Source organism: Burkholderia sp. Ac-20379, from assembly GCF_017104645.1.
Taxonomy (GTDB): Bacteria; Pseudomonadota; Gammaproteobacteria; order Burkholderiales; family Burkholderiaceae; genus Burkholderia.
This window is the reverse complement of sequence record NZ_JAAGPF010000057.1, coordinates 18552-32273: the sequence shown is the minus strand read 5'-3', so window position 1 is coordinate 32273 and position 13722 is coordinate 18552. Positions and strand designations below refer to the sequence as shown.

The window sequence follows — 13722 nt, the reverse complement described above, 5'->3', positions numbered from 1 at the left end:
CGTACCGCCCGGCCCGAACCCCGGCGACGCGTGAGCGGCCGATTCGCCGCGATTGCTGCACGCGGCCCCGCCATTGCGTACCATGACGGCTCGCGGGCCGCGCCGCCCCGCGCCATTCCACAGGAGATTGCCAGATGACCGTGGGCCACGACGCCAGCCAGCCGCGCTGGTATTACGATTTCCTGTCGCCGTTCACGTACCTGCTGCTCGAACAGCAAGACAAGTGGCCGAGCATGCCGTTCGAGCCGGTGCCGGTGTCGCTGCCGGTGCTTCAGCATCACTGGGGCCAGCGCCCGATGTACGACGTGCCGGCCAAGCGCGTGTTCACGTACCGCCACGCGCTGTTCCGCGCCGATCAGCTCGGCATTCCGTTCCGCATGCCGCCCGCGCACCCGTTCGATTCGTCGCGGATCATGCGGCTCGCGGTGGCCGCGTCGGCCGATTTCGCGACGGTGCGCGAGATGTTCCGCTTCATCTGGCGCGAAGGCCGCGATCCCACCACCGAGGACGGCTTCGCCGCGCTGTGCGAACGCATCGGCATCGCGGCCGACGATCCGCGCATCGACGCCGACGCCACCCGCGCGCAGCTCGACCGCAACACGCAGGACGCGATCGCGCTCGGCGTGTTCGGCGTGCCGACGTTCTGGATGAACCGTCAGCTGTTCTGGGGCGAGGATGCGCTGGCGATGGTGCTGTATTGCGCGCGCACGCCGAACTGGCTCGAATCGAAGGAAGTGAAACGCATCAGCGCGCTGCCGCCCGGCCGCCGCTGATACCGCGCATAGCGCGCGCCGCGCCGCGTGCGCCGCGCGCTCCGGTATCGTAGGCGCGCCATGTTCCCGATCCGCTCCCGACCGGCCCCCTACCGCCGATGCTCCCCGACCCCGATGCCACCGACACCCGCACCGCCTCGCTCGATATCTGGCTGGTGCGGGTGCTGCGCACGCTGCTGCTCGAGCGCAGCGTCACGCAGGCCGCGCTGCGCCTGAACCAGACGCAGCCGGCCATCAGCACCGCGCTGCGGCGGCTGCGCGAAATCCTCAACGATCCGATCCTGGTGCGCGGCAAGTCGGGCATGGTGCCGACCGAATACGGCGCATCGCTGCTCGAGGCGGCGCAGCGCGCGCTGCGCGACGTCGATTTCATCGCCACCCCGCACGGCGATTTCGATCCGGCCCGCTCGCGCCGCACGTTCCGGATCGCCGCGCCCGACTACCTCAACGATTTCTTCATGCCGACGCTGATCGCGCGTTTTCGCGAGGCCGCGCCGCTCGCGCATCTGGAGATCGATTCGCTGAACCCGGCGCTCGATCACGCCGACGCGCTCGATTCGGGCCAGCTCGATCTGGTGATCGCGAACTGGCCGAAGCCGGCGCCGCGCTTCGCGCGCAGCGAGCTGTTCCGCGACGCCGTGGTGTGCCTGATGCGCGAGACGCACCCGCTCGCGCACGCGCCGCTCACGCGCGAGGCCTATGCGGCGGCCGCGCATCTGGCGCCCACGCCGTACACGGGCGCGGCGCGCAACGCGATCGAGATCGGCCTGGCGCGCGCCGGGCTCGAGCGCCGCGTGGTCGCCACGCTGCCGTATTTCGGCGTGGTGCCGCAGGTGCTGCTGCAATCGGATCTGATCTTCACCACCACGCGCCGCTTCGCAACGCACTACGCGCAACTGCTGCCGCTCGTGATCGCCGAGCCGCCCGTGCCGTTCCCGCGCATCCTCTGCTACCAGCTCGCGCATCCGCAGCCGAACCGGCCGACCGACATCGCCTGGCTCGGCGCGTTCGTGAAATCGGTGTCCGATGCGCTGACCGGCACGCGCGCGCGCAGGAAACGCTGACGCCCCGCGCGGGAGACGCGCGGGTGGGCCGTCAAGTGCTGCTCAAGCGCCAATCAAGCGCCGATCCAGGTTTCCTGCAGATGGGTCCAGCGAATCGCGCCGCTCGCCGCGTCGCGTTCGAGCACGGCCGTCGAACGGCGCGAGCGCAACGCGCCGGCCGCATCGTGCTGATGCTCGTCGTAGCCGATCGCCGCCCCGCCCGGGTAGCACGCGATCGCGCGCATCGCCGAAAACGTGATTCGCAGCCCCGGCTTGTGGCCGCCCAATCGCACGAACAGCGCGCGCAGGCTGGCGCGATCGTATTGCGCGCCATCGGTGCCGACCATCGTGAAGTGCGGCGCGAACTGCGCGAGCAGCGCATCGAGCGCGGCCGCCTCGGTCGCGCTGCCCGCGAGCCAGGCCTCGATCTCGGCGCAGGTCGAGACGATCGCGTCGAAGTACGGTTGCGCGTCGTCGGCGGCGAAGCTGGCGGCAGCGGCAGTCGAATCGGTCATCGGGAATCCGGAGCAAAAAATCGAACGGCCGCGCGAGGCGGCCGCCATCGAAGGTCAATGAAACGGCGCCGCATGGCGCCGTGCCTCCATGCGAATGGCGAGGCGACGCGTTAATGCGCGGCGATCGGATCGAGCCCGGTCGCTTCCACGTCGGCGCGCGCCGCCGGCGAGGCCAGATAGTCGAGCAGCTTGCGCGCCGCCTCGGGATGCTGCGCGCCCACCGGAATGCCGGCCGCGTAGCGCGTGATCGATTGCAGCGATTCGGGAATCCGCCCGGCGAACGTCACGCCCTTCACCGGCAGCAGTTCGGCCACCTGCTGGAAACCGAGCGCATAGCTGCCGTCGGCCACCTTCGACGCCACCGGCACGCGCGGCACCTTGGTCGCCTTCGGCTTCAGTTGCGCGGCGATGCCGAGCTTCTCGAACAGCTCGCGCTCGATATACACGCCGCTCGCGCTGTCCGAATACGCCACCGACGGCGCGGCCAGCAACGCGGCCTTCAGCGCCTCGGGCGTGGAGACGTCGGGCACCGGCGCGCCGGCCTTCACCACCGCGCCGATCCGCGAATCGGCCAGCTCGACGCGCGAATCGGCGCGCACCTTGCCCTCGGCGATCAGCTTGTCGAGCGCGTAGCCGACCATGATCACCACGTCGGCCGGCTCGCCCCGCGCGAGGCGGTTAGGAATCGCCTGCGGCGTCGCGCCCATCGACGGGCCATAGGTGATCTCGAGCGTGTCGCCCGACGCGGCCGTGAATTTCGGCGCGAGGCGTTGATAGGCGGCCGTGAAGCCGCCCGAATTCATGACGTGAAGCTCGACGGCGTGGGCGGAGTGGGCGGCGAACGCACCGGCCGCGACCGCGGCGGCCAGCAGGATGGCGCGCGCGGATGCGCGGCGCGGCGAATGAAGATGTCTCGGCATTGTTGTCGGTGCAGGCCCGCGAGGGCCGTCTCGTTGGGAAGCAGTGCCGGCTATCTTCGCGAAAAGCGCCGCGTTTGAAAAGACCGAATTGCGCGGCGGCCGGTCAGGGCGCCAGCGCGACCTCGGCCTCGGCCACTACCCGCTTGCGCCACGCGCGCGGCGCGCCGGTGCGGGCCTGCAGCAGCTCGGCGCAGACGGCCACCGCGATCGCGGCCGGCGCCTTGTCGACGATGCCGCTCACGCCGATCGGGCACACCATGTCGGCCACGTGCGCGGCCGCCACGCCGCGATCGACGAGCCGCCGCTCGAACCGCACGCGCTTGGTACGCGAGCCGATCATGCCGAAATACGCGAAATCCTCGCGCCGCAGGATCCGCTCGGCCAGCGCGAAATCGAGCGCGTGGTTGTGCGTCATGACGAGGAAGTACGTGCCGGGCGGCGCGGCGTCGACCAGCGCCTCGGGCGTGTCGGTCGGCTCGGGCTGCACGTTCGGCGGCATCTCGTCGGGAAAGCATTCGTCGCGCGTATCGACCCACTGCACGACGCAGGGCAGATGCGCGAGCAGCGCGACGAGCGCATGGCCGACATGCCCCGCGCCGAACAGCACGACATGCATCGGCGCGGCGCGCGGCGTCGAGGCCGGCTCGCGCCGCCGCCCGACCTGAATCTGAATCGACGAGGGAATCGGCAGCATCGCGTCATGCCTCCGGCGTTTGCGCGGCCCGTGCGGAGCGCACGGCCTGCACCGCCCGCAGGATCGCTTCGCCGGTGGCCGGCGCATCGAGCGGCGGCTGCACGCGATAATCGCCCACGGCGGCCACCGCGTCGCGCACCGCGAAGAACACCGAGAACGGCAGCAGCAGCGGCGGCTCGCCGACCGCCTTCGAGCGGTGGATGCTGTCTTCCACGTTGCGGTTGCGGAACAGGTTCACGTGGAATTCGGGCGGCGTGTCGTTGACGGTCGGAATCTTGTAGGTGGACGGCGCATGCGTCATCAGCTTGCCGCCGTCGTTCCACCACAGCTCCTCGGTCGTGAGCCAGCCCATGCCCTGGATGAAGGCGCCTTCGACCTGCCCCTTGTCGAGCGCCGGGTTCAGCGACGCGCCCACGTCGTGCAGCGCATCGACGCGCAGCACGCGCATCTCGCCCGTCAGCGTGTCGATCACCACCTCGCTGACAGCCGCGCCATACGCGTAGTAGAAGAACGGCCGGCCCTGCAGCTTCGCCTGATCCCAATACAGCTTCGGGGTGGCGTAGAAGCCGTCGGACCACAGCTGGACGCGCGCCAGATACGCCTTCGCCACCACCTCGCCGAACGGCAGCGCCTGCCCGCCGATCCACACGCGATCGTCGGCGAAGCGCACGTCGGCGGGGCTCGCGCCGCCGTCGCCGAGCTTCTCGGCCGCGAACGCCGCGAGCCGCTCGCGCAGTTGGCGCGCCGCGTCCTGCGCGGCCTTGCCGTTCAGATCCGAACCGGTGGACGCGGCGGTGGCCGAGGTGTTCGCCACCTTGCTGGTATCGGTGGCCGTCACGCGCACGCGGCCGAACGCAACGCCCAGCTCGTGCGCCACCACCTGCGCCACCTTGGTGTTGAGCCCCTGCCCCATCTCCGTGCCGCCGTGGTTCACGAGGATCGAGCCGTCGGTATAGATATGCACGAGCGCGCCGGCTTGATTGAAGTGCGCGACGTTGAACGCGATGCCGAACTTGACCGGCGTGATCGCGATGCCCTTCTTGAGCACCGGGTTGGCGGCATTGAATTCGCGCACGGCGCGCCGCCGCGCGCGGTAACCGCTGGTCGCCTCCAGCTCGCCGAGCAGCGCGTGCAGGATGTTGTCCTCGATGGTCTGGCCGTACGGCGTGACGTTGTTCGCGTCCTGGCCGTAGAGATTGCGGTAGCGCACGTCGAGCGGATCGAGATCGAGCGCGCGCGCCACGTTGTCGACGATGTACTCGATCGCGAACGCGCCCTGCGGCCCGCCGAAGCCGCGAAACGCGGTGTTCGACTGCGTGTTGGTCTTGCCGCAATGGCCCGCGATCGACACGTCGGGCAGCCAGTACGCGTTGTCGAAATGGCAGACGGCGCGCGTCATCACCGGGCCCGACAAATCGGCCGAGAAGCCGCAGCGCGAGGTCATGTCGACCGACACGCCGTCGATCCGGCCGCTCGCGTCGTAGCCCACCTCGTAGCGGTAATGGAAATCGTGGCGCTTGCCGGTGATCATCATGTCGTCGTCGCGGTCGGGGCGCAGCTTGACCGGGCACAGCAGCTTCCAGGCCGCGACGGCCGCGCAGCACGCGAAGATGCCCGACTGCGATTCCTTGCCGCCGAAGCCGCCGCCCATGCGCCGGCACTCGATCAGCACGTTGTGCGAGGCCACGCCGAGCGCGTGCGCCACGAGGTGCTGCATCTCGCTCGGATGCTGCGTCGAGCAATAGACGTGCATGCCGTCGTCGTCCTTCGGCACCGCGTAGGCGATCTGCCCTTCGAGATAGAACTGCTCCTGGCCGCCAAGCGTCATCTCGCCCGCGTCGCGGAACGCGGCGGCGGCGGCCTTGCCGGCCGCATCGCCGCGCGCGAGCCGCATCGGCGGCAGCACGTAGGATTCGGCCGCGCGCGCGGCCTGCGCGGTCAGGATCGCGGGCAGCGGCGCGTAATCGATCTTCGCAAGGCGCGCGGCGCGGCGCGCCGTGTCGTGCGAAGTGGCCACGACGATGAACACCGGCTGGCCGACGAACTGCACGAGGCCGTCGGCCAGGATCGGATCGTCGTGGATGATCGGGCCGCAATCGTTGACGCCGGGAATGTCCTCGGCCGTGAACACGGCGACCACGCCGGGCATCGCGCGCACGGCCTCGAAATCGGCGGCGACGATGCGCGCGTGCGCCTGCGTGCTGAGCCCGAGTGCGGCGTGCAGCGTGCCGGCCACGACCGGGATGTCGTCGGTGTAGGTGGCGCGGCCGCTCACGTGCAGATGCGCGGATTCGTGCGGCAGCGAAACATGGACCTGACGGAAATCGAGATCCTGGAGGAACGGTTCGGCGTGCTGATTCATGGTGAGGGCTCCGGATTCCGGGGTCAGCGGCCGGCCGGCGCCGGCGAGGGGTCGGACGAAGGCGCGGGTGCGGGCGAGGCCGCGGCCACGCAGCGCACGTTCAGCGCGGCGCTCGCGAGCGGCGCGTCGGTGCGCGTTTCGAGCCAGAACCGGTAGAGCAGATTGCGCGCGGCATCGAGCCGGTAGCCGCCGGTCGCGCGCATGTCGGACAGCGGCGCGTAATCGCGTTCGAGCGCCAGCATCGCGGTCTGCGCGGTGGCCTCGTGCCAAAGCGCACCGTCGAGCGCGGCCTCGGTGTGCGCACCGCGCTTCGGCGTGGCCGCCATGCCGCCGAACGCGACGCGCGGCTCGCGGATCGTGTCGCCGTCCGCGATGAACGCAAACGCCGCGCACACGGCCGAAATATCCGAATCGAAACGCTTCGACAGCTTGTAGGTGCGGAACCGCAGGTTCGCGCGCGCGCCGGTGCGCACCTGGACCGACGACACGCTCGGCCAGTTGCCGGTGTTCGTCGAGCCGAACGTCAGCGATCTCGACCCGGTGGCCTGGGCCGGCGCGAATCGCGCGTTCATCGACGAGTTGCTGCAACGTCACGCGATGATCCTGTTCCGCAATTTCGATCTGCCCAACCCGCGCGCCTTCGAGGCGTTCGCCGACGCGATGTCGCCGGGCCTGTACGGCGGCTACGGCGACCTGCCGAAGAAGGAAGGCGGCGAGCGCACCTACAAGTCCACGCCGTACCCGGAAAAGGAAATGATCCTGTTCCACAACGAGAGTTCGCACCTCGACCGCTGGCCGCGCAAGCAGTGGTTCTATTGTGAGTTGCCGTCGAAGGTGGGTGGCGCGACGCCGGTGGTCGATTGCCGCCGCATGCTGCGCGAACTGCCGCCGGCGATGGTCGAAAAGTTCGAGCGCCTGAGCCTGTCCTACGTGCGGACGTTCACGAGCGGCCTCGACGTGGCCTGGCAGGATTTCTTCAAGACCGACGAGCGCGAGGAGGTGGAATCGCGCTGCCGCACGGCGGGCATCGAATGGGTCTGGCTCGACAACAACGAGTTGCAGATCCGCACCGCCGCGCCGGCCGTGATCACGCACCCGCAAACGGGCGAGAAGAGCTTCTTCAATCAGATTCAGCTGCATCACCCGTACTTCCTGAAGCCGGAAGTGCGCGCCGATCTTCTGAAGATGGTGGGCGCGGCGCGCCTGCCGCGCAGCGTCCGCTACGGCGACGGCAGCGAGATCGAGGAGCCGGTGCTGGCCGAGCTGTCGCGCGCCTACGAGGCCTGCGCGATCCGCTTCGCCTGGCAGGCCGGCGACGTGGCGATGCTCGACAACATGCTGGCCGCGCATGCGCGCGATCCGTACGAGGAGCCGCGCAAGATCGTGGTGGCGATGGGCGAGATGGTGGAGGGGCGCGACGTGAGCTGGAACCGGCCCGCCTACGCGGCAGGGCAGGACAACGGCGCGCCGGCGGTTGCGCGTCAGGAGGAGCCGGCGCGATGAACGATTTTTCTTCCGGTGCGATGCAGGCGGGCTATCCGTTGTCGCAGCAGCAGCGCGCGGCGCTGGCCGACGCGGGGCTGGCGAAACGGCCCGTCGTGTTCGCGGCGCGGCTCGATGGCCCGCGCGACGAAGCGCTGCTGCGCGAGGCGTTCCATCAGGTCGTGGCGCGCCATGAAATCCTGCGCACGGCTTTCGTGGCCGTCGACGGCTACACGGGGCTGCGCCAGCATCCGCAAGCACGGTCGGCGGCGCAATGGACGGCGCTCGATGGCGCGGGCGAGCACGAGGCGCTTGCAGCCGTGCTGGACAGCGAATGCGCGCTGCCGTTCGATCCCGCAGGCGGGCTCACGTTGCGCGCCGTGCTGGTGTCGATCGATGCGCGCCGTGCCGTGCTGGTGTGGATCGCTTCGCATCTGGCCGCCGATGCCGGTAGCCTGGCGATGCTGCACGATGCGTGGCTCGACGAATGCGCGCGGCGGCTCGGCGCGCAGGCGGCCGTCTCCGGCGGCGCGGACGAGGACGACGAAGGCGTGCTCGACTACGGCCAGTACGTCGAATGGCGCGAGGAGCTCGGCCATTCCGACGACGCGCCCTCGGGCAAGGCCTATTGGGCCGAGCGCGCGTCGGCGGATGTCGGCTCGCCGACCGTGCTCGCGCTGCCGTACCGCCGGCCGGGCCGGCACGACGATGCATCGGCTTCGCCGTTGCATGCCGTTGCGCGCCCGGTGCAAGCCGGCGCCGGCCTTGCCGCGCTGGCCGCGCGGCTCGGCACGCGCGTCGAGGTCGTGACGCAGGCCGCATGGTGGGCGCTGGTCGGCCGCATCGCCGATGCCGCGCGCGTCGGCGGTCACTGGCAGAACGACTGCCGCCGCGACTACGCCGAACTGGCCGGCGCGATCGGTCCGTTCGAGGCTGTCCTGCCGATCTCGCTCGACGTGCGCCCGGACCGGACCTTCCGGGCGATCGCCGCCGCGCTCGCGACGACGCTCGAGGCGCATCGCGAAGTCCAGGAATACTGTGCGGCGCAGCCGGTTGCCGACGCGACGCGCGGCGGTATCGCATTCCGCTTCGACAAGGCACCAGCCGTGCGCTCGATCGCCGGCTCGCTGACGAGCACGCCGATCGATCGCACGATCGCGGCCGCGTCGTTCGATCTCGTGCTCGGCATGGAGGCCGGATCCGACGATGTGCCGGTGCGGTTCCAGCTGCATCACGCGACTGCACACTATCCGGTCGAGGCGGCCGAGGCGCTGCTCGATCAATACGCGACGCTGCTCGAGGCGCTGCTCGAGACCGGTGCCGTCGACATGCCGATCGCATCGCTGGCCTGGGTGGGTGAGGCCGAGCGAGGCCGCCTGCTGGGCTGGCAGGGCGCCGCCGTCGATTTCGGCACGCAGACGCTCTCCGGGCGCCTCGGCGATTTTGCGCGCCGGCAACCCGACGCCCCGGCGCTGTCGGCGCCGGACCTGTCGCTCACGTATGGCGAGCTCGAACAGCGGGTTGCCGCGGCGGCCGTGCGCCTGGCCGCCGCCGGGGCCTCGCGCGAGCGTCCCGTCGCGATCGCGTTGCAGCGTTCCGGCGGGCTCGTGGTGGCCTTGCTGGCGGCGATGCGCGCCGGCGCTCCGTATCTGCCGCTCGATCCCGAATGGCCGGCCGAGCGGCGCGCGCGCATCCTCGAGAGGGCACGGCCCGCCGTGACGATCGTCGCGGATGTCGCCGATGAGCCGGCCTCGATATCGACCACCCTCGGCATCGCCGACCTGCTGGCCGCCCCGGCGATCGCCGATGGTGTCGCACCGGTCGCGCCGAGCGATGGCCCCGCCTACCTGCTGTTCACCTCGGGATCCACCGGCGAGCCGAAGGGCGTGCCGATCGGCCAGCGACAGTTGCTGAACTACGCGCTGGCGGTGAGCGAGGCGGCGGGGTTCGACGCCTCGCGTCGTTTCGCGCTGACCTCGACCGTCGCGGCGGATCTCGGCAACACAACCTTGTTCGGCGCGCTGGCGCAGGGTGCCTGCCTGGTGGTGGCGACGACCGACGACATGCGCGACGGCGACGCCTTCGCACGCTTCGTTCGCGAGCAAGCGATCGACTGCGTGAAGATCGTCCCTTCGCATCTCGAGGCACTGCTCGATACGCGGGCGCCGGCGCTGCCGCCGATCGTCGTGCTCGGCGGCGAGGCTGCCGGCGAACGCTTGCTGGCGCGGATCGCCGCGATCGCGCCGGCAACGCGCATCGTCAACCACTACGGGCCGACCGAAACGACGGTCGGGGTGGCCGTGCACCGGTTCGACCGGGATGCCTCCGCGGCGGGCCGCTATGCCTCGGGCCTGCCGCTCACCGCTCCGCTGGCGAACTGCCGACTCCGCGTGCTCGACGCGCAGCGCCGCCTGGTGCCGACCGGCGCGACCGGCGAGCTGTACATCGGCGGCGCGCAGCTCTGCGACGCCTACCTCGGCGGCGAGCGCGGCGATGCGTTCATCGACGATCCGTTCGTGCCGGGCGAGCGCCTCTATCGCAGCGGCGATCTTGCGCGCGTCGAACCGGAGGGCGGGGTGCGCATCCTCGGCCGTGTCGACGATCAGGTGAAGATCCGCGGCTTCCGCATCGAGATCGGCGACGTCGAGGCGGCACTGCGGCGGCGGCCCGAGGTGCAGCAGGCGGCGGTGCGCGTGGCGCGCCGCGGCGGCGACAACGAGCTGGTGGCGTTCGTGGTGCCGTCCGGCGCGGCGGTCACGGTGGCCGCGCTGAAGGCGGCGCTGCGCGAGCGCCTGCCCGACGCGATGGTGCCGGCGCGTATCGCGCTGCTCGCCGACCTGCCGCGTCTGCCGAACGGCAAGATCGATCGCCAGGCGCTGACCGAACCGTCGGCAGAGCATGCAGCGCCGACTCGCGCCCCATCCTCGTCGCTCGAAACGCTGCTGATGCAGACCGCCGCGACGCTGCTCGAGCGCGAATCGATCGGCGTCGACGACGATTTCTTCGCGTTGGGCGGGCACTCGCTGCTGGTGATCCGCTTCGTCACGCGCGTGCAGGATTTGCTGCGTGTCGAATTGCTGCCCGGCACGCTATTCGAGCATCCGACCATTGCCGCGCTGGCGCGTGCCTTGCTGGAGAAGGAAGCTGAAACCGGCAAGCTCGAAAAGGTGGCGGCATTGCGCCTGAAGCTCGCCGCGATGACGCCGGAGGCACGCGAGGCCCTGCTCGCGAAGGCCAGGGATACGGCCGTAAGCTGATTGAAATGGCACGTTGTATTTCAGCGATCGGCATTCCCGCCGGTTGCTGAAAGTGAAAATCATTCGCAAAATGAAATAGGAACAATTATCATTCACGTTCTCTCGAATTGGCGAATAGGGCAAGCGCCAGTTCTTCCGAAATTTCCAATCGCTGAATAGAAAAAAGGAGTGGGCGGGGTATGAGTCGCGTAGAAGACCAACGATTGCAAGACGAGGGGATGCCCCCGAGTCGCCGGACATGGCAGGCCGCCACGATTGCCGCGTTCGTCGCGGGTTGCGTCATGACCAGTGCGGCGCATGCGGGCTCGACCCCGACGATGGCGATCGACGTGCCGGCACAGCCGCTCGACCACGCGCTTGCCGCGCTAAGTCAGCAGACGGGTATCGCGCTCGCCTACTCGAAGCGCGAAGTGGCAGGCAAGGTCGCGCCGGAAGTGAAGGGCACGCTCGCGGCGCGCGACGCGCTCGACAAGCTGCTCGCCGGCACCCAGCTGAGCGTCGTGCAGGATGGCCAGGCCGGGTTGCGCGTCGTGCGCGATTCGTCGGGCGTGGGGGCCGATGCCGCCGCCACGTCAGCATCGGGTTCGGCCGCGACGGATGCGGCGAGCAAGTCGGTCGCACTGCCGGCCGTCAAGGTCAGCGGGAAAAACCCCGAAGTCGAGCGCGTCAACCCGCCCGTCACCGTCGGGTCCAAGATTCCCGTCGCGCAGCGCGAGATCCCGCAGTCGGTCAGCGTGATCACGCAGCAGCAGATCGACTTGCAGAACGCCTCGACGCTCGCCGACGTGATGCGCTACACGCCCGGCATCCAGGTGATGCCGGTCGGCTCGAACACGAATTCGTACATCTCGCGCGGATTCCCGATCACCTCCTTCCAGCTCGACGGCGTGCCCACGGCGCTCGGTTCGAGCAGCATCGGCGCGGTCGACGACAACATCGCGATGTACGATCGCGTCGAAGTGCTGCGCGGGCCGGCCGGCCTGTTCAACGGCTTCGGCGGCGACGGCGGCGTGATCAACCTGGTGCGCAAGCGTGCACCCTCGACGTTCCAGGCTTCGGCCGAAGTCGGTGTCGGCAACTACGCCGACCATCGCGAATCGATCGACATCGGCGGTCCGCTGAACAAGGCCGGCACGCTGCGCGGCCGCCTGGTGGCCGCCCAGCACGACCAGCACCTGATGCAGGACGGCACCTGGCAGCGCGACCAGCAGATTTACGGCACGCTCGAGGCCGATCTGACCTCGACCACCACGGCGCGCGTCGGCGTGGCCTACTCGAAGCAGTTCGGCCACGTGATGTACGGCCTGCCGGTCTCCACCGATCACGAGCCGATCACCGTGTCGCGCAGTGCCTTCCTCGGCGCCGACTGGAATTACTACCAGCTCGAGAAAACCAACGAGTTCGTCGAGGTCGAGCAGAAGCTGCCGTCGGACTGGGTCGCCAAGGTGGCGTACAACCATGTGCAGTACAACCAGCATGCGATGTACGGCATTCCGAATTCGTATGTCGATCCGACCACGTTCATCGGCAATCCGTACAGCCTGAACTACTCGGACAAGAACACCCAGGATTCGGTCGACGCCTATGCCAGCGGCCCATTCAGTCTGTTCGGTCGCAAGCACAAGCTGACGGTCGGCGCGAGCTATCTGCGCCAGAACGACAAGTCGTATCAATACCTGATCAATCCGGCGAGCGGCCTCGACTTCAACGGCGATCAGATCGGCAGCATCTTCGACAATTCGATCTATTCGGACGCCTTCGCCGGCGGCCCGCAGGCGAACCAGTTCACGCTCACGAACCAGTACAGCGTCTACGGCAACGCGCGCTTCTCGATCCTCGATCCGCTCACGCTGGTGGTCGGCGGCCAGCTGACCTGGTGGAATTCGACGGTCAGCCCGGACGTGAACCCGGACTACAACTTCTTCGGCGTCACGTATCAACACGCGTCGGCGGGGCCGAAGTTCAATCCGTTCGTGGGCCTCGTCTACGACATCAACGACACGTACACCGCCTACGCGAGCTACACGTCGATCTACAAGCCGCAGACCGGCCAGACCACCTATGACGGCCAGATCCTGAAGCCGGTCACGGGCAGCCAGTACGAAGTGGGCATCAAGGGCGAGTATTTCGGCGGCAAGCTCAACACCGCGCTGGCGCTGTTCCAGATCGACGAAAGCAACCGTGCCTACGGCGACACGGCCCACCCGGGGTTCTACATCGCCACCGGCAAGGCGCGCAGCCAGGGCTTCGAGGCGACCGCGAGCGGCGAGCTGCTGCCGGGCCTGACCTTGCAGACCGGCTACACCTACGTGAACGTGCGTTCGCTCGACACCAGCCTCACGACGGGCGGCAACTTCTCGTGGCAGCCGAAGCATCAGTTCAAGTTCTGGGCGAACTACCAGTTGCCGGGCCAATGGCACAAGTGGAACGTCGGCGGCGGCGCGCTGGTGCAGAGCAGCACCTACTCGCTCGACGGCGGCATTCCGGAAGCGGCGGGCGGCTACACGATCTTCAGCGGCCTGGTGGGCTACCAGATCTCGAAGAACCTGTCGGCCACGCTGAGCGCGACCAACATCTTCAACCGCAAGTACTGGCAGAACGTGACGCTCGGCAACGGCAATTACTACGGTAATCCGGCGCAGGTGATGTTCACGCTGCGCGCAAAAATCTAAGGAG

At 69.1% G+C, this 13722-nt stretch carries 9 protein-coding genes and 1 pseudogene; 5 read left to right on the top strand and 5 right to left on the bottom strand.

Annotation, left to right across the window (positions count from 1 at the left end; translation table 11 throughout):
- Positions 1-134 precede the first annotated feature (134 nt).
- Both G3N92_RS10690 and G3N92_RS10685 read left to right on the top strand, forming a co-directional pair.
- Positions 135-773, top strand: a complete 639-nt coding sequence (locus tag G3N92_RS10690) for a 2-hydroxychromene-2-carboxylate isomerase (RefSeq protein ID WP_206127437.1) — start codon at positions 135-137, stop codon at positions 771-773.
- Between the two features lie 98 nt (positions 774-871).
- A complete protein-coding gene (locus G3N92_RS10685; RefSeq protein ID WP_206127436.1) occupies positions 872-1837 on the top strand; it encodes a LysR family transcriptional regulator in 966 nt (321 codons plus the stop codon).
- A gap of 53 nt (positions 1838-1890) precedes the next feature.
- On the opposite strand, the gene G3N92_RS10680 is transcribed toward G3N92_RS10685, so the two are convergent.
- From G3N92_RS10680 to G3N92_RS10660, 5 genes and pseudogenes are all read right to left on the bottom strand, one after another.
- Positions 1891-2331, bottom strand: coding sequence for a polyketide cyclase (locus tag G3N92_RS10680; RefSeq protein ID WP_206127435.1), 441 nt, complete (start codon positions 2329-2331; stop codon positions 1891-1893).
- Between the two features lie 110 nt (positions 2332-2441).
- Complete coding sequence (locus G3N92_RS10675) at positions 2442-3251, bottom strand: substrate-binding domain-containing protein (RefSeq protein ID WP_206127434.1); 810 nt, start codon at positions 3249-3251, stop codon at positions 2442-2444.
- A gap of 103 nt (positions 3252-3354) precedes the next feature.
- On the bottom strand, positions 3355-3867 hold the full coding sequence (xdhC, locus tag G3N92_RS10670; RefSeq protein ID WP_241014715.1) for a xanthine dehydrogenase accessory protein XdhC: 513 nt from the start codon (positions 3865-3867) through the stop codon (positions 3355-3357).
- Between the two features lie 82 nt (positions 3868-3949).
- Positions 3950-6307: a xanthine dehydrogenase molybdopterin binding subunit gene (xdhB, locus tag G3N92_RS10665; protein ID WP_206127432.1), complete on the bottom strand. Its 2358-nt coding sequence runs from the start codon at positions 6305-6307 to the stop codon at positions 3950-3952.
- Positions 6308-6330: 23 nt separating this feature from the next.
- Positions 6331-6780: pseudogene (locus G3N92_RS10660) on the bottom strand (xanthine dehydrogenase small subunit); the annotation flags it as partial.
- On the opposite strand from G3N92_RS10660, the gene G3N92_RS10655 reads away from it, so the two are divergent.
- The 3 genes from G3N92_RS10655 to G3N92_RS10645 all read left to right on the top strand — a co-directional run bounded on the left by G3N92_RS10655 (position 6743) and on the right by G3N92_RS10645 (position 13718).
- Positions 6743-7810: a TauD/TfdA family dioxygenase gene (locus G3N92_RS10655; RefSeq protein WP_206127431.1), complete on the top strand. Its 1068-nt coding sequence runs from the start codon at positions 6743-6745 to the stop codon at positions 7808-7810. The pseudogene G3N92_RS10660 and the gene G3N92_RS10655 overlap by 38 nt on opposite strands.
- Positions 7807-11046 (top strand): non-ribosomal peptide synthetase, encoded by a 3240-nt coding sequence (locus G3N92_RS10650; protein ID WP_206127430.1) that lies wholly within the window; start codon positions 7807-7809, stop codon positions 11044-11046. Before G3N92_RS10655 ends, G3N92_RS10650 begins: the two co-directional genes overlap by 4 nt.
- Before the next feature lie 281 nt (positions 11047-11327).
- Positions 11328-13718, top strand: coding sequence for a TonB-dependent receptor (locus G3N92_RS10645; protein WP_206127429.1), 2391 nt, complete (start codon positions 11328-11330; stop codon positions 13716-13718).
- Positions 13719-13722: the final 4 nt, after the last annotated feature.

What these genes read in the sequence shown, in the direction of transcription:
- G3N92_RS10690 (WP_206127437.1), top strand. Translation starts at nt 135, where the DNA reads ATGACCGTGGGCCACGACGCCAGCCAGCCGCGCTGGTATTACGATTTC.
- G3N92_RS10685 (WP_206127436.1), top strand. Translation starts at nt 872, where the DNA reads ATGCTCCCCGACCCCGATGCCACCGACACCCGCACCGCCTCGCTCGAT.
- G3N92_RS10680 (WP_206127435.1), bottom strand. Translation starts at nt 2,331, where the DNA reads ATGACCGATTCGACTGCCGCTGCCGCCAGCTTCGCCGCCGACGACGCG.
- G3N92_RS10675 (WP_206127434.1), bottom strand. Translation starts at nt 3,251, where the DNA reads ATGCCGAGACATCTTCATTCGCCGCGCCGCGCATCCGCGCGCGCCATC.
- xdhC (WP_241014715.1), bottom strand. Translation starts at nt 3,867, where the DNA reads ATGCATGTCGTGCTGTTCGGCGCGGGGCATGTCGGCCATGCGCTCGTC.
- xdhB (WP_206127432.1), bottom strand. Translation starts at nt 6,307, where the DNA reads ATGAATCAGCACGCCGAACCGTTCCTCCAGGATCTCGATTTCCGTCAG.
- G3N92_RS10650 (WP_206127430.1), top strand. Translation starts at nt 7,807, where the DNA reads ATGAACGATTTTTCTTCCGGTGCGATGCAGGCGGGCTATCCGTTGTCG.
- G3N92_RS10645 (WP_206127429.1), top strand. Translation starts at nt 11,328, where the DNA reads ATGACCAGTGCGGCGCATGCGGGCTCGACCCCGACGATGGCGATCGAC.